This window comes from Nocardiopsis halotolerans DSM 44410 (genome assembly GCF_000341065.1).
GTDB classification, from domain to species: Bacteria; Actinomycetota; Actinomycetes; order Streptosporangiales; family Streptosporangiaceae; genus Nocardiopsis; species Nocardiopsis halotolerans.
This window is the reverse complement of sequence record NZ_ANAX01000234.1, coordinates 23,159-38,469: the sequence shown is the minus strand read 5'-3', so window position 1 is coordinate 38,469 and position 15,311 is coordinate 23,159. Positions and strand designations below refer to the sequence as shown.

At 72.0% G+C, this 15,311-nt stretch carries 12 protein-coding genes and 1 pseudogene; 7 read left to right on the top strand and 6 right to left on the bottom strand.

The genetic code is table 11. The features are described from left to right. From D455_RS0118130 to D455_RS0118120, 3 genes and pseudogenes are all read right to left on the bottom strand, one after another. A pseudogene (locus tag D455_RS0118130) lies at positions 1-893 on the bottom strand (hypothetical protein); the annotation flags it as partial. Between the two features lie 207 nt (positions 894-1,100). Further along, a complete protein-coding gene (locus D455_RS0118125) occupies positions 1,101-2,105 on the bottom strand; it encodes a neutral zinc metallopeptidase (protein WP_017572127.1) in 1,005 nt (334 codons plus the stop codon). Positions 2,106-2,179: 74 nt separating this feature from the next. After that, positions 2,180-3,052 carry a neutral zinc metallopeptidase gene (locus tag D455_RS0118120; protein WP_040684965.1) on the bottom strand — a complete coding sequence of 291 codons (873 nt, stop codon included), beginning with the start codon at positions 3,050-3,052 and terminating at the stop codon, positions 2,180-2,182. A 153-nt stretch (positions 3,053-3,205) separates the two neighbouring features. Here D455_RS0118120 and D455_RS0118115 point away from each other — a divergent pair, with 153 nt between their 5' ends. Both D455_RS0118115 and dtd read left to right on the top strand, forming a co-directional pair. After that, positions 3,206-5,047: a DUF2207 domain-containing protein gene (locus D455_RS0118115; RefSeq protein ID WP_026122743.1), complete on the top strand. Its 1,842-nt coding sequence runs from the start codon at positions 3,206-3,208 to the stop codon at positions 5,045-5,047. A gap of 27 nt (positions 5,048-5,074) precedes the next feature. Continuing rightward, entirely contained in the window at positions 5,075-5,500 is a 426-nt protein-coding gene (gene dtd / locus D455_RS0118110) for a D-aminoacyl-tRNA deacylase (protein ID WP_017572124.1), read from the top strand. A gap of 311 nt (positions 5,501-5,811) precedes the next feature. Here the strand turns inward: dtd and D455_RS0118105 are convergent, their stop codons facing one another. Both D455_RS0118105 and D455_RS0118100 read right to left on the bottom strand, forming a co-directional pair. Then, on the bottom strand, positions 5,812-6,507 hold the full coding sequence (locus tag D455_RS0118105) for a response regulator transcription factor (RefSeq protein WP_017572123.1): 696 nt from the start codon (positions 6,505-6,507) through the stop codon (positions 5,812-5,814). Then, on the bottom strand, positions 6,504-7,697 hold the full coding sequence (locus D455_RS0118100; protein WP_026122742.1) for a sensor histidine kinase: 1,194 nt from the start codon (positions 7,695-7,697) through the stop codon (positions 6,504-6,506). The genes D455_RS0118105 and D455_RS0118100 overlap by 4 nt, the downstream gene beginning before the upstream one ends. A gap of 124 nt (positions 7,698-7,821) precedes the next feature. On the opposite strand from D455_RS0118100, the gene phoU reads away from it, so the two are divergent. The 3 genes from phoU to ispF all read left to right on the top strand — a co-directional run bounded on the left by phoU (position 7,822) and on the right by ispF (position 9,843). Next, positions 7,822-8,484, top strand: a complete 663-nt coding sequence (phoU, locus tag D455_RS0118095) for a phosphate signaling complex protein PhoU (RefSeq protein ID WP_017572121.1) — start codon at positions 7,822-7,824, stop codon at positions 8,482-8,484. A 372-nt stretch (positions 8,485-8,856) separates the two neighbouring features. Further along, the gene (locus D455_RS0118090; RefSeq protein ID WP_026122741.1) at positions 8,857-9,339 is read left to right on the top strand and encodes a CarD family transcriptional regulator; all 483 of its coding nucleotides are present in this window, start codon (positions 8,857-8,859) and stop codon (positions 9,337-9,339) included. 33 nt (positions 9,340-9,372) lie between these two features. Continuing rightward, a complete protein-coding gene (gene ispF, locus D455_RS0118085; RefSeq protein WP_193789450.1) occupies positions 9,373-9,843 on the top strand; it encodes a 2-C-methyl-D-erythritol 2,4-cyclodiphosphate synthase in 471 nt (156 codons plus the stop codon). A 351-nt stretch (positions 9,844-10,194) separates the two neighbouring features. Here the strand turns inward: ispF and D455_RS0118080 are convergent, their stop codons facing one another. Next, positions 10,195-12,483 (bottom strand): DUF2637 domain-containing protein, encoded by a 2,289-nt coding sequence (locus tag D455_RS0118080; protein ID WP_026122739.1) that lies wholly within the window; start codon positions 12,481-12,483, stop codon positions 10,195-10,197. 292 nt (positions 12,484-12,775) lie between these two features. Here D455_RS0118080 and cysS point away from each other — a divergent pair, with 292 nt between their 5' ends. Then, positions 12,776-14,176, top strand: a complete 1,401-nt coding sequence (gene cysS / locus D455_RS0118075) for a cysteine--tRNA ligase (protein WP_017572118.1) — start codon at positions 12,776-12,778, stop codon at positions 14,174-14,176. 134 nt (positions 14,177-14,310) lie between these two features. After that, positions 14,311-15,264, top strand: a complete 954-nt coding sequence (rlmB, locus tag D455_RS0118070) for a 23S rRNA (guanosine(2251)-2'-O)-methyltransferase RlmB (RefSeq protein ID WP_017572117.1) — start codon at positions 14,311-14,313, stop codon at positions 15,262-15,264. Positions 15,265-15,311: the final 47 nt, after the last annotated feature.

Here is a 15,311-nt window from a genome sequence, read left to right as displayed (position 1 = left end):
GGCGGCCCCGCCAGCGCGGGCTCCAGGTCGTACCGCAGCGTCGGTACGAGCAGCAGGGCGGCCACCGTGCCGAGGGCCACCGCGACGTGGGCCGAGCGCAGGCGGGCCATGGTCTCGCTGTTGCGCCAGAACCCGGTGTGGCTCAGCGGCGCCGCCGCGCTGGGCCGGGGCGGCACCGAGCTGGTCACGACCTCGTAGTCGGCGGCGGTACGCCGTGACACCAGCCACAGCACCACGATCACGGCCACCGGCAGCACCGCGCCCACCACCAGGGCGGGGCCCGGAGCGGACAGCACCGACGAGGGGGAGCCCAGGAAGGCCAGCCACGGGCGTGCCCGCACGCACGCCTCTCCCTGCCACGCGGCGCACTGCCAGGCCACCAGGTCCATGCCGATCCCCGCCGCGGCCAGGGTGATGAGCGCCGTCAGGGACAGCGCCAGCAGCCGTACCCCCGCGCCGTAGGCGTTGTTGGCCAGCCGCCGTGTCCCCGTCGGAACGCGGTCCATCCGGCCGGGCCGCATCCAGTACGCCATGTTGACCAGCATGAACGGCAGCAGCAGGAGCCAGAACGCCCGGGAGGAGCTGCCGGAGGTGAGGTTGCCCCAGGCGAAGATCTCCCGGCGCACGCCCGGAACGGTCTCGGTGTCGGACTCGCGACGCCATCGGAAGAACCCCGCCAGCCGGTCACCGCCCACGCGCATCGCCGGTTCCACGTCCAGCAGCTCCTCGGCCTGGCCGCCGCTGACACCGTGCACGCGCAGCTCGACGCGTCCGTGCGTCGCGGAGCCCGGTTCGGCGGCCGGAGGAGGGACGGAGGGTTCGGGGGAGTCGGGGGATCGGGAGGTGGTCGGGTCAGGCTCGTACGGGCTGAGGGATTCGGCGAGGTCCGACATATCCAGCATCCTGCCACGCTGCGTATCCGAGTGACAGCGCTCCATCGAACCTGTGGACAACGCCGACGGAATCCTCGGGACGGTCCCGTCCCCCACGGAGACGCCGCTGGTGGGCCGCGTGTCCCTCCCCGCGGTCCAGGGGCCGCCCCGCCCGGCGACGCCCGCGACCGGCCGTCCCCCGTCCGGCCCGCACCACCGGGACGCCGGTCAGGACACCAGGGACCCGTCCTCCACGTCCCAGGTGTTGCACGCCCCCGGGGCCTGCTCCTCCAGACCGGTCCGGGTCCACATGACGCTGTTCTCCACCGACCCGTGCGTGCGGTCCTCCTCCGCGCCGTCCTCACGGTCGGCGGTGGCCGCCGCGTCCGCCAGCAGCGCCTCCATGTCTTCCTCGTCCAACGGGTAGCTCACCCGTACCGAGCCCATGAACACCCCCGCCAGACAGTTCGCCTGGAGTTCGCCGCGGCGCGTCCACGCGTTGCGCTCCAGCACGTCGTCCTCGAGCTGGCGCTGCCGGTGGTAGTACTCCAGCAGACCCGACTCGCCCTGCACGTGGTGGCCGTACTCGTGCGCCAGCAGGGACGCGTACACCGCGCTGCGCGTGGCCCCGTTCCACTTCTCCACCACGTCCGAGGTGCCGATGTAGATGCTCGTGCTCGCCCGGCAGTAGAACGCGCCCGCCCGCGACGGGTAGGCACGGCACGGGCTCACACCGGGCTCGTCCCAGAACACGCGTTCCGGTGGGGTGAAGGGGATGCCCGCGCGCTGGAACTGGGTCTGCCAGGCGTCGTCCAGGCAGTCCGCGACCGTGTTCAGGAACGCCTCCATCGACTCGGGCTCCTCGACGTCCAGTTCCGGCACGGGACACGGGCGCGGACTCAGCCTCCCCGTCTCGTACAGCGGGTTGGTCACCAGCGCGTCGCGCCCCGAGGGGCGCTCCTGTTCACCGAACCGCCCCGACAACCCCAACCGCCCGTCGCCGCCCGACCCGCCGGAGGGGTCCTGACCGGGCTTGTCGTCGGAGCCGGAGTCCGGCCCCGAACCGGACCCGTCGGCGGTCGCCCCGGGCGGGGAACCGCTCTCACCGGTCGTGGTCCACGACAGCAGCGCCAGCGCGAGCAGCACCACCACGAGGGCGGTCACCAGTCCGAACGCCCGGCGGTTGGCGCGGCGCGACGCGGACGTCGACGACTCACCGAACCCTGCGTACACCCCTGTCCGTCCGCCCTGTCGTCACCGTCGACCGGACCGATCGGCCCGGTCCCCGCACCTGCTCCACGAGCGCGTCACCGTACCAGCTCCTCGGGCGCGTCCCACGTGTCGCACGCGGCCGGGTTCCGGCGGTCCATGCCGTGCGCCGTCCACAGGCGCCCGTTCTCCTTCGACCCGTGTGTGTGCTCGCCGCCCCGGTCGGCCCGGAGCGCGGCGTCGTCGAGGACGTTCTCCCGTTCGTCCCCGCCGAGACCCAGCGACTCGCGGGCGGAACCCATGAAGATCCCTCCCAGGCAGTTGGCCTGGAGCTCGCTGCGCCTGGTCAGCTCGTCGACCTCGTCCGCGCCCGCACGCGCGCTCTGGAACTCGGCGAGGATACGTGACTGCCCCTGCACGTGGTGCCCGTACTCGTGGCTGAGCAGGAACGTGTACGCCTCCGGCCTGTCGCTGCCGCCGGAGGCCGCCACGATGTCCTCCACCCCCAGGTACAGGCCCTGGTTGGCCTGGCAGTAGAAGGCCGCGGTGCCCTCGTCGGGGAAGGACCCGCACGGGCTGTTCCCGGCGGTGTGCCAGTACACGCGGTTGGGGCGGGTGAACTCCATCCCCGCCGACGAGAAGTAGGACGCCCACGCCCGGTCCAGGCAGTCGGCGATCGAGTGCGCGAACGCCTCCACGGACTCGGGGTCGTCCTCGTCCAGCGAAGGCGCCTCACAGGTCACCTCGCCGAGCTCACCGATCCGGTACAGCGGGTTGTCACCGAGCAGGTCGCCCTGACCGGCGGCGACCGGCGGCTCCCCGGTCGTGGTCGCCCCCGCCGTCCCGGTCGTCGACACCGAGTACGACCACGCGTGTTCCGTGGGGTGTATCACCGCCGAGAACGCGAGGAAACCGGTGAACCCCACCGCTGCCAGACCCGTGCCCAGCGTCAGTGACACCCCGAGGCCCATCCGCTGGAAGAACCCCGGGTGCTCGGACCAGAACTCCGGGCCCGGGCCGGGACCGCGGCTCACCACGACGGCTCCGCACGACGCGGGAGCACGGCGTCGGACGCCGTGCCCGGGCGGGGCGGCACACCAAGGGACCGGATAGGCTCTCGCGACATGTGGTGGGTTGGCTCCTGGCGCCCGGCCGTCGCGGTCGCGACGGCCGTCTTCGTGTTGTCCTCGCTGGTCACGGCGCCTGTCGTCGCGTGGCAGGGAGGGCAGGCCCACGCCGCGACGGCAGCGGCACCGGCTCCCACAGTACCGGGGGGTCCCCGACCCGGCTCCAGTGACCAGCCGGCCCCGGTGATCACCAACGACATCCGCCTCGAACTCGACCGCTCGGGCGTCCTGCGCGGTGAGGAGACCATCACCTTCTCCGGTGGCGCACCGGCGACCTTCACCCGCTCCCTCACCGAGACGATGCTGTACGACACCGAGCACGACCGGAAGTTCAGGGTCACCGGCGTGCGGGCCACCGACCTGGAGGGCGACACCCTTCGGGTGGACGTACGCGAGGAGGACGGCGTCCTGGTCGCGGAGATCCCCACCGCCGCCACCTCCGGGGTGGTGCTCACCTACCGGGTGGGCGGGACCGTCAGTGAGATCGCCCAGGGCGTCCAGCTGGAGTGGCGGGCCGTCGGCGCCTACAGCCACATGGTGGAGAGAACCGACGTGACCGTCACCGCGCCCCTGCCACCCGAGGCGCTGTCCTGTCTGGCGGGGGAGCCGCGCAGCGCCATGTACTGCACCGCGTCCGACATGGGTGCCGACGCGGGTGTGGCCCACTTCCTCCAGGTCGACATGGACCCGAACGACCGGCTCGACATCGTCGTCAACTACCCGGCCGGCACCGCCGAGGGAGAGCCGATCCTCACCCGCCGCTGGTCGCTGTCCTCCGCGTTCGCGGTCACCCCGGCCACCGCCAGTGTCTTCGGACTGCTGCTGGTGGTACTCGTGGGTGGTCTGGTGGTGCTGATCCGTACCCGGGGCCGTGACAAGCGGGCACTGCGCAGGGAGTCCGCCGCCGGGGACCAGGCGCCGGTGGCCGAGGGCGAGCACGGACGGCTGCGGTTCGCCCCGCCGGACGGCGTGCACCCCGGCCAGATCGGCACCCTCGTCAACGAGACCGTGGACATCACCGACCTCACCGGCGCCGTGGTCGACCTGGCGGTGCGCGGCTACATCCGCCTGGAGGAACTTCCGCACGAGCGTTTCACCTCCGTGGACTGGCGGCTGGTCCGGTTGGACGGGCCTCCCGAGGACACCCTCCGGCCCTACGAGTGGCTGCTGCTGGACGCGTTGTTCGGAGGGCGTCGGACGGTGCGCCTCTCCCAGGTCGGATCGCCCCGTACGTCGACCGACTTCCCGGCCAGGATCGACCGGGTGCGGGAGGAGCTGTACCGGGAGATGGTGCGGCTGAGGTGGTTCGCCCGTTCGCCCAACCGTGTGCGCAGCCGCTGGAGTGCCATCGGCATGGTCGTGACGGTCGTGGGCGTGGTCCTGACCGCGGTCCTGGCGGCGTTCACCAGCGCGGCGTTCACCGGACTGGCCGTCATCATCGCGGGTGCCGCCGTCACGGCGGGGGCGCAGTACATGCCCGCCAAGACCGCCCTCGGCAGCTCGGTGTACGCGCACACGGTGGGCTTCCGCGACTACCTGCTGAGTCCGCGTTCGGCGAGTGCGCCCCCGGGGCAGCGCGTGGAGCTGTACTCGCGCTACCTGCCGTACGCGGTGATCTTCGACGACGTCGACCGCTGGGCCGACATCCTGGCCTCCGCCGCGCTCACCGACCTGACCCCCGAGGAACTGACCGGCGACGGCCTGGCCTGGTACACGGGGCCGAGGGAGTGGCGGATCGAGGACTTCTCGGACTCCATCACCACGTTCGCGGTGACGTTGACCGGGATCATCACCAACGCCCGGCGGCTGCGGACGCTCAACCAACTCCAGCGGCGGTAGGCCGCCCGACAACCCACGGGAGGAATCATGCGAGCGGTCGCGCAGCGCGTGTCACACGCGTCGGTGACGGTGGACGGCGAGGTGGTCGGCGAGATCACCCGGCCCGGCCTGATGGCGCTGGTGGGGGTGACCCACACCGACACCGCCGCCGAGGCGGCCAGGATCGCCAGGAAACTGTGGACACTGCGGATCCTGGACGACGAGCGGTCGTGCTCCGACATCGGTGCTCCGCTGCTCGTCGTCAGCCAGTTCACCCTCTACGGTGACGCGCGCAAGGGCCGCCGCCCCACCTGGCAGGCGGCCGCGCCCGGCCCCGTGGCCGAGCCCCTCGTGGACGCGGTCGTCAAGGAGTTGCGCTCCCTCGGCGCCGAGGTGGCCACGGGGGTGTTCGGGGCGAGGATGTCGGTCGGCCTCACCAACGAGGGGCCGTTCACCGTCATCCTGGAGGCCTGAGAGGCCTGAGAGGTCTTCCCGGACGGGGACCCGGCGGGATGGTCCGGGGGCCACGGGGGTCCGGGAGGTGCCGGAGGGGCGTTGCCGGGAGGTACCGCGCCGTGGACGTCGTGCGGGGGCGGCGGGCCCCACCGCGGAGCGCCCCGGCGGGTCGACGCGGAGAAACGAAACGCGGAGAGGGGCCCGGAATCGCCGACGGGGCCCGCTCCCCGGAGCGATCCGCTCCGGAGCCGTCCCGGGCTGTGGACGGGTCCACGGCCCGGGACACGGGCACGGCGGGTGGAGGGAGCCCCGGGAAGGTCCCGTGCCCCTCAGACGTCCGCGGTCACCGGCTCGAACTTGTAGCCCAGACCGCGCACGGTCACGATGTACCTCGGGCTTCCGGGGTCCTCCTCGATCTTCGCGCGCAGCCGCTTGACGTGCACGTCGAGGGTCTTGGTGTCGCCGACGTAGTCGGCGCCCCACACCCGGTCGATGAGCTGCATCCGGGTGAGCACCCGCCCGGCGTTGCGCAGGAGCACCTCCAGCAGCTCGAACTCCTTCAGGGGAAGCTGCACGTTGTCGCCGCGCACCGTCACCACGTGCCGCTCCACGTCCATCCGGACGGGACCGGCCTCCAGGGCGGCGGGCAGGACGACCTCGTCCTCGCCCCGGCGCCGCAGCACCGCGCGGATGCGGGCCACCAGCTCGCGGGAGGAGAACGGCTTGGTCACGTAGTCGTCGGCGCCCAGTTCCAGACCGACGACCTTGTCGATCTCGGAGTCCTTGGCGGTCAGCATGATCACGGGGACGTTGGACTTCTGCCGCAGTGTCCTGCACACCTCCGTGCCCGACAGCCCCGGCAGCATCAGGTCCAGCAGCACCAGGTCGGCCCCAGTACGGTCGAAGGTCTCCAGCGCCACGGTCCCGGTGGGCGCCACGGCGACCTCGAAGCCCTCCTTGCGCAGCATGTACGACAGGGCGTCGCTGTAGGATTCCTCGTCCTCGACAACGAGTACACGCGTCACTGTGCCGCCTCCTGACGGTCGGTGTTCCGGGCGGCCTCGGGCCCCCGGTCCTCGGGTCTGGGCAGACGCAGAGTGAACGTCGACCCCGACCCCTCCTTGCTCCACACGGTCACTTCTCCACGGTGGTGGGTCATGATGTGCTTGACGATCGCCAGGCCCAGACCGGTACCTCCGGTGGCCCGGCTCCGAGCGGCGTCCACACGGTAGAACCGCTCGAAGATCCTTTCCAGGTCCTGCTGGGGGATGCCGATGCCCTGGTCGGCGACGCTGATGTCCACGCTGTTGCGGGACACCCCGACCGACACGGCGACCCGGGTGTTCTTGGGGCTGTAGGCGACGGCGTTGGCGACCAGGTTGCGCAGGGCGGTGCCCAGCAGGCCTCCGTCGCCCATGACCGTGACGCCCTCGGCGCCGCTGCCGACCAGTTCGATCCCCTTGGCGTCCGCGGGCATCCGCACCGCGTCCAGCGCCTCCTCCACGACGGGGCCGAGGTCGACCCGGGAGGGTTCGGCCATCGGCTCGGCGCCCTGGATGCGCGAGAGCGTGATGAGGTCCTGGATGACCGCGGTCAGCCGGGTGGCCTCGGTCTGCATGCGCTCGGTGAAGCGACGCACCGCTTCCGGGTCGTCACTGGCGTCCTGTACGGTTTCCGCCAACAGGGACAATGCGCCCACCGGGGTCTTCAGCTCGTGCGAGATGTTCGCGACGAAGTCGCGGCGGACCGCCTCCAGGCGGCGGTGCTCGGTCTGGTCCTCGGCCAGGACCAGCACCAGCCCGGTTCCGCCGAGGGGGGCCACCCGCACGGCGAAGGAGGTGGCGTCGGGGCCGAACTTGCGTACGGCGACCTCGATGTCCGTCTCCCGGATGACGCCGTCACGCCGCACCTGCCGGGCCAGGATCAGGAGTTCGCCTATCACCAGCTCCTCGCCCCGGACGATGCCGAAGGCGCGGGCGGCGGACGAGGCGCGCAGGACCCTGTCGGCCGAGTCCAACACGACGGCGGAGGAGGGAAGCGCGGAGAGTACCTCGGCGATGCCGGGAGGCAGCGTGCTGCCGTCACGGCTCTGTGGTGACGGTCCCTGTCGCGCTGCGACGCCCGTACGGAAGAAGGGACCGGCGAGGACGCCGATGACGACGCCCGTGACGAGTCCGATGATGCCGGTCACCGCGGCGAGAAGTTCCCCTTGCACGGTTCGATCGTAAACGTGCGGACTGGGGCTTTACCCGGTCAGGGCACGCGACACAACCGAGGTTCTTCCATCGTTCACCAATTCTTGGCCGACTCTTCAAACAACCACTGGGAGCATTGACGCCATGCGGGATACCTACCACGACGACCTTGACAGCCTGAGCGAACGCCTCGTCGAGATGACGCGGCTTGCCCGGCACGCCGTCGCCCGTGCGACCACGGCGCTGCTGGACAGTGACCTGAACGCGGCGCAGGAGGTCATCTCCGGTGACGAGGAGATCAACCGCCTCGACCAGGAGATCGAGGACACCGCGTTCAGCCTGATGGCCCGACAGCAGCCGGTCGCCTCGGACCTGCGGACCATCATCACCTCGCTGTACATGCGCGGTGACCTGGAGCGGATGGGTGACCACGCCGTCCACCTGGCCAAGGTCGCGAGGCGGCGCCACCCCGACTCGGCGATCCCCAAGCCGGTCCGCTCCATCGTCCTGGAGATGGGGCACCAGGCGGAGCTGCTGGTCACCAAGGCGGGCGAGGTCATCACGGAACGCGACCCGGACACCGCCCTGGAGCTGGACAAGGACGACGACACGATGGACCGGCTGCGTCGCAAGCTGTTGCAGCGCATCCTCGCTCCCGGGTGGGAGTACGGGGTGGAGGCCACCATGGACGTCACCCTGGTCGGCCGGTTCTACGAACGCTTCGGTGACCACGCGGTGCACGTCGCCGACAACCTCGTGTACATGGTGACGGGGGAGAAGCGCGAGGACTACGACCCGGAGAGCTGACCGCGGCGCGGACGCGAACCGGTGGGGCCCGCGGAGTGTCCGGCCGCCCGTGGACGGGGGTGTGTGCCGGTTCGTGCGGACGGGTGCGCCGGTCCGCACGCCTGCGTGACATCCGTCGCTTCGGCCCCGGCGCGGGGCCGGGCGCACGGGGTGCGCGGCGCCCCCTTCCGCCCCCGCGAGGGGTTCGGGGCGGGGACCCTCCGGGGTCGGGAACGCCTTCCATACAAGGCCTGACCAGGCACGCGGCGATCCTCGGGTACACTTTGTCAAGCCCTAAAAAGTGTGGCCTGACCTGCGTGTTCGCAAACCTAATAGGTACGTTAAGTCACAGATTCGTGGTATCCTTGTGGTAGCGGAAGGGGTACCTGTCACATGGCTTTCAAGGTCGGCGACACTGTTGTCTACCCCCATCATGGGGCTGCTCGTATTGAAGCGATCGAGACTCGCACCATTAAGGGCGAGGACAGAACCTACCTCGTTCTGAGGGTCGACAAGGGCGATCTGACGGTGCGAGTGCCTGCCGAGAACGCCGAGGACGTCGGCGTTCGCGACGTGGTGGGGCAGGAGGGCCTGGACAAGGTCTTCGAGGTGCTTCGCGCGCCGCACACCGAAGAGCCCACCAACTGGTCCAGGCGGTACAAGGCCAACCTGGAGAAGCTGGCGTCGGGTGATGTCAACAAGGTCGCCGAGGTGGTTCGGGACCTCTGGCGTCGGGACAAGGAACGCGGTCTGTCGGCCGGCGAGAAGCGGATGCTCGCCAAGGCGCGGCAGATTCTCGTCAGCGAACTCGCCCTCGCGGAAAAGACCAACGAGGACAAGGCCGAGGCCCTCCTCGACGAGGTTCTCACGAACTGATCCGGTCCTGGAATCACGTTATTCATGATGAATATGCCTCGGGTGGGCGTCGGAACCGACGTCCACCCGTTTTCTCCTGGACGCACCCTTTTCCTCGCCGGTTTGGAATGGCCGGGGGAAGAGGGTGTCAGCGGCCATTCCGACGGTGATGTCGCCGCCCACGCGGCGTGTGACGCGCTGCTGTCCGCCTGCGGGCTCGGGGACCTCGGGTCCAACTTCGGCACGGCGGAGCCGCGCTGGAAGGGCGCCTCCGGGGCCGCCCTGCTCACCGAGACCGCCGCGCGTGTGCGCGCGGCCGGTTTCGAGGTCGGCAACGTGGCGATCCAGATCATCAGCAACCGTCCCAAGTTCGCGCCGCGGCGCGCGGAGGCGGAGCGGACGCTCTCGGAGGTCGTGGGGGCGCCGGTGAGCGTCTCGGCGACGACGACCGACGGTCTGGGCCTCACCGGCCGCGGTGAGGGCGTCGCGGCCGTGGCGACGGCCCTGTGCGCCCCCGTGGACTGAAGTGCCCGTCCGAGGCCCCGTACCCCTTTCCGGGTGCGGGGCCTCGTCGTGTCCGTGGCCGCTCTGGTCCGCTGTGCACGCGGTGGTCCCGGCCCCGGTCCGGGGCGGCTCGTCGGGTTCCGCGGTCGAACGGCGCGGCCGGGCCGTGGAGGCGCTGGCCGAGGCGGTCGGTTCGGTGACGAGCCGCTGGAGCGGGTCGTGCCGACGGGCGGCCCCAACGGCAGCACCGGCGACCGGGGACTGGGGCCCCTGACCTCCCAGCCGCGTTCGGTCCGGGGCACGGCGGGGACGGGCATCGGGTCCAACCGGCCCGCACGTCTTCCGATCGCCGCTCGGCTCCGCGTCCGAGGCTCAGTCCTCGGGGCGGAGCGGTTCGCTGCGCACACGCCGTGACGGTGGTCCCGCGGTGAGGTCCGGCAGCGGCGGCCGGGGCGGTTTGAGCACCATGGGGCGCTTCTCCAGCGGTGACCTCCGACGCTCGGGAACGGGACGTCGAGCGGGTGGGGTACCGGTCTCCGCTCGCCCGGTCGGGGGCGGCTCCTCCGCCTCGGGCGGGGACTCGGGGACGGACGCCGAGGTATCCGGACCGGGGAGCGGTTCCGGTTCCTGGAGCGCGTCGGGCTCGGGCTCCCCGCCCTCGTGGGGGGACGCCGTCCCCTCCACCCCTGGCACGGGCCCCACGGGTTCCTCCGAGGGCCGCGCGGAGCCCGGGGGCGTGTCGCGGATCCAGAAGGCCGCACGCACGTCGGGGCCCGCGTCGTGGTCCAGCACGGGCGTCGGCTCCGGATCCCGGTCCCCCTCCGCGAACGGTGAGGGGTCGTCCTCCGGTGGTGTCCACACCGGAGGCACGTAGTCCGCGAGGACGTGGGCGCCGGAGTCGTCCTCGGGCGGTTCCCAGTGCGCGGTGTCGGGGACGTCCGTGTCGACGGAGGCGGTGGCCGCAGGGACGTGTTCGGGGGCGTCCCCGGCCGTCGCGCCGGCAGGGGAGTCCGGCTCCTGGGAGTCCTCGCCGCCGGACACGGTGGTGGACTCGGGCTCCGCGGCGCGTACGCGCCCTGACCCGGACCCCGTGACGGCTGCGGACTCCGGCGCGGGGCCCCGAGCGGATACGGCTTCCCGCCCGACCGCCGCGGAGGGTTCGTGCCCTGGTTCGGATTCCGCGGTGGCCGCGGTCCGCCGCCCGGGTTCTCCGGCGGGCACGGGTTCCGGCCCGGGTTCCGTGGTCGCCGCGGGTTCCCACTCGGGCTCCACGGGGGTCTCGGTCCCCTGCCCGGCCGCCACCGCGTGTTCGTGCCCCGGGCCGGGCCCCGCTGTGGTGTCGGGCTCCTGCCGGTGCGTCGCCGCGTCCCCGTCGCTCCGCCCGGGCTCCGTGGCGCGTACGGGTTCCCGCGCGGTCCCCACCTCCACCGAGGGGGCGGGCTCCGGCGGGGCGTCGGCCTCGTCCGAGACCGGGTCGCCGGAGGGCGGTTCGTGGTCGAAACCCTCGTCGGCGAGGTGGTCCGGGACCGGCTCCACCGGTTCCGGGTCCGGTTCGAAGGCGGCGGGGGCAGCCGCGCCGGGCACCACCGGGGTCTGCTCGACGGCCCGCCTGATCGGGTTGCGCTCGCTCTGGGAACGCCGGGGCAGACGGAACGTCGGCACGGAAGAGACGCCCCCGTCCTCGTCGTCCGAGCCGTCCGAGGGCTCCGGCCGGGGCACGGCGGAGGCGGACCCGTGGGCCTCCTCCTCCGGGCCGTCCCACCGCCGGTCCTCCTCCCGGTGGCGGTCGCCCGGAGCGAGCTTCTCCGACTCCCGGACTTCCTCAGCCTCTTCGGCCTCTCCGTCCTCCTGGAACCCCTCAGGGGCCCCGCGCCCCCCGGCCTCTCCGGAACGGCCGACCGGAGCGAACGCCTCGGTCCCGTCCCCGTCGGGGCCCCCGCCCCCGTCGGACCTCCCGCGTTCGTCGAACGGTGCGCCGGACCGCTCCGGCCCCTCGTCCCGCACGTCCGCGCGGTCGTCGCCGTGACCCTCGGAGCCCAGGTCCAGCAGCCGTGCCCCGAGCGTGTCGCCGCGGCCCTCGGCGGGCCTCCGGGCCTGGCCCTCCCCGGTTCGGGGAGCCACGGCGCGGGCGTGCAGCACCGTGGTGCGGTCGTCCGCCGGGCGCGGTCTCGCGGTCTGCGCGCGGCGGCGCCTGCGCGTGTGCGCGCGCAGGGTCATCCACAGCAGGAACGCCACCAGCAGCGCCGCGAGCGGTGCCACCGCCACGATCACGTTGGCGACCCCCTGGTGGACCTGCTCGATGAGCTCCAGGTTGCTCATCAGCATCGCCACGGCCGCGAACAGGACCAGCGCGGGGATCAGCACCAGGTCGACCCAGAACCGCTCGCGCGGGTGCGCTCCGCGCAGGAGGTAGCTCACCCAGCACGCCATGATCAGCAGCAGCGTGTAGGTCGCCGGGAACACGTGGGCGAGGAGGCTGCCCTCGTGCCCGCCGTACTCGGCGAACTGGAAGATGCCGTTGTAGGAGATGACGAGGGCGCACAGCGCGATCAGGCCGACGAACAGGGCGCCGCCGACGAGAGCACCGGCTCCCGCGCCGCGACCTGCCGCGGTCCCACCGCTCCGCGTCCCTGACTCGGGGGCGTTGTTGTAAGGGGCCATCGCCTTCGCAGCGTAGTCGAGGCGGTGCCGCGAACACGAGATTCCGTCTGATTATGGCTGCTTCCCGACGAGCCGACCGCAGGCGTTCTGTGGTGTTCTGTCGGAATATGCAGGGAGTGGTGATCGGAAGATCCGCGGCGGCGGGCTTCGGAGCGGGGTCATCTCACACCCCGCCTGGCCGAATACGGCTAATCACATATACGCACTCGGGTATGTCCGAGAGGCCTTCCGCCAGCTTGGGGTTCCTGGTTTGTGACATCGTTCCGCGGGGAAAGCAGATACGCTTGACAACGTGAGTCTGCGCTTCTATGACACCAGTGCCCGACAGGTCCGCGAGTTCGTCCCCCTGCGGGAGGGGACCGCCTCCCTGTACCTGTGTGGTGCCACGGTGCAGGCACCCCCGCACATCGGACACATCCGCTCCGGGGTGAACTTCGACATCCTGCGCCGCTGGCTGACGCACCTGGGGTACGACGTCACCTTCTGCCGCAACGTCACCGACATCGACGACAAGATCATCAGGGTGGCGGCGGACGAGGGCGTGCCCTGGTGGCAGGTCAGCGAGCGCAACCAGCGCGCGTTCACGTGGGCGTACGAGGTCCTGGGCTGCCTGCCGCCCACCGTCGAGCCGCGGGCCACCGGGCACGTGCCCGAGATGATCGACCTCATCCGCCGCCTCATCGACGAGGGGCACGCCTACGCCGCCTCCGACGGTTCCGGTGACGTCTACTTCGACGTGCGCTCCTACCCGCCCTACGGCTGCCTGTCCAACCAGCGCCTGGACCAGGTCGTGGAGTCGGCCGACTCCGACCCCGACCGGGACAAGCGCGACCCCCGCGACTTCGCGCTCTGGAAGGGCGCCAAACCGGGTGAGCCCAGCTGGGCCACCCCGTGGGGCCGTGGACGCCCCGGGTGGCACCTGGAGTGCTCGGCGATGGCCACCAAGTACCTCGGCCCCAGCTTCGACATCCACGGTGGCGGCCTGGACCTGGTCTTCCCGCACCACGAGAACGAGCTCGCCCAGTCCCGCGCCGCCGGTGACGGCTTCGCCCAGTACTGGCTGCACAACGGGCTCCTCGTCGTCGGCGGCGAGAAGATGAGCAAGTCCCTGGGTAACTCCCTGCTCATCCCGCAGATGGTCCGGAAGGTCCGCCCGGTCGAGCTGCGGTACTACCTCGGTCAGGTGCACTACCGTTCGGTCATCGACTACTCCGACGCCGCCCTCCAGGAGGCGGCCACCGCCTACCAGCGCATCGAGGGCTTCCTCACCCGCGCGTCCGAGGTGCTGGGCGAGATCGTCCCGGCCGCCGACGTGCCCGCGGAGTTCGCGTCCGCGCTCAACGACGACCTCGGCGTCTCCCAGGCCCTCGCCGTCGTGCACGGACACGTCCGCGAGGGCAACACGGCCCTGGCCGCCGGGGGCAAGGAGCGGATCGCCGAGATCGCCGGTGAGCTGCGCACCATGCTCGGCGTCCTCGGCCTGGACCCGCTCAGCGAGCAGTGGGCCAGCGGGGAGCAGGGACTGCGCGAGGTCGTGGACGCGCTGGTGGCGGTCGCCCTGGAACAGCGTCAGGCGGCCAGGGGACGCAAGGACTACGCGGCGGCCGACGCCATCCGCGACCAGCTCACCGAGGCGGGCATCGTGGTCGAGGACACCCCGGACGGCCCCCGCTGGGACCTGCGCCGCGGCTGAGACGGACGCGTGCGGTGGCGCGGCGGCGATAGTCTGGGGGTTTGCCGCCGCGCTCGCGCAGGCAGGCGACATTCCACCAGCCGGATGCCCCGCGCCTCCGGCATGCCCGCGACACGTACGGGGAGGCGGCGACCATGCCGGCGAAGAAGAGCAAGAAGGGCCCGACCAAGGGCAGCGGCGGCAAGGGCCGTCGCTCGCTGGAGGGGAAGAGCGGCACCCTGCCCGCGGAGCAGCGGCACTGGTACGGGGGCAAGCAGCGGGCCAAGGCCGCCCGGCGCCCCGCGTCCTCCGGTGGCCAGCCGCCGCAGGCCGAGCGCCGCCGTCCCAGCAACTCCGACCTGCTCGTCGGGCGCAACCCGGTGGTGGAGGCGCTGCGTGCGGGCATGCCCGCCACACGCCTGTTCCTGGCCAACAGCCTCGACCCCGACGACCGGGTCAACGAGGCCGCCCGCCTCGCCGGGGAACGGGGCGTGGACGTGGTCGAGGTCTCCCGCGCCGAACTCGACCGGCGTTGTGAGAGCAACGGCCAGCCCGACGCCGCGCACCAGGGGATCGCGCTCCAGGTGCGGCCCTACCAGTACCGGGCGCCCGAAGCCCTGCTGGACGTCGCGCTGGAGTCGGACACCCCGCCGCTGATCGTCGCCCTGGACGGGGTCACCGACCCGCACAACCTGGGTGCCATCGCGCGTTCGGCCGCCGCGTTCGGCGCGCACGGTCTGCTCATCCCGGAGCGTCGCGCGGCCGGGGTCAACATGACCGCGTGGAAGACCTCGGCGGGTACCCTCGCCCGGCTGCCCGTGGCCCAGGCCACCAACCTCACCCGGGCCCTGGAGGGCTTCAAGAAGGAGGGCCTGTTCGTCGTCGGCCTCGACGCCGGGGGCGACACCCGGGTTCCGGACCTGGAGCTGGCCACCGGCCCGCTGGTGGTCGTGGTGGGTTCGGAAGGGCGGGGCCTGTCCCGCCTGGTACGTGAGACCTGCGACGTGGTCGCGAGCATCCCGATCGGCAACGCGGAGTCACTGAACGCCTCCGTGGCCGCCGGGGTGTCCCTCTACGAGGTGGCCCGCCGCCGCGCCGAGGACAGCTGACCCCGCCGTTTCCCCTCCGGCCGCATGGGTAGCTGTGCGGCCACACC

Coding starts and splice junctions, on each gene's coding strand:
- D455_RS0118120 (WP_040684965.1), bottom strand. CDS start 3,052: ATGGGCCTCGGGGTGTCACTGACGCTGGGCACGGGTCTGGCAGCGGTG.
- rlmB (WP_017572117.1), top strand. CDS start 14,311: ATGCCGGCGAAGAAGAGCAAGAAGGGCCCGACCAAGGGCAGCGGCGGC.
- D455_RS0118115 (WP_026122743.1), top strand. CDS start 3,206: ATGTGGTGGGTTGGCTCCTGGCGCCCGGCCGTCGCGGTCGCGACGGCC.
- D455_RS0118090 (WP_026122741.1), top strand. CDS start 8,857: ATGGCTTTCAAGGTCGGCGACACTGTTGTCTACCCCCATCATGGGGCT.
- phoU (WP_017572121.1), top strand. CDS start 7,822: ATGCGGGATACCTACCACGACGACCTTGACAGCCTGAGCGAACGCCTC.
- ispF (WP_193789450.1), top strand. CDS start 9,373: ATGCCTCGGGTGGGCGTCGGAACCGACGTCCACCCGTTTTCTCCTGGA.
- D455_RS0118080 (WP_026122739.1), bottom strand. CDS start 12,483: ATGGCCCCTTACAACAACGCCCCCGAGTCAGGGACGCGGAGCGGTGGG.
- dtd (WP_017572124.1), top strand. CDS start 5,075: ATGCGAGCGGTCGCGCAGCGCGTGTCACACGCGTCGGTGACGGTGGAC.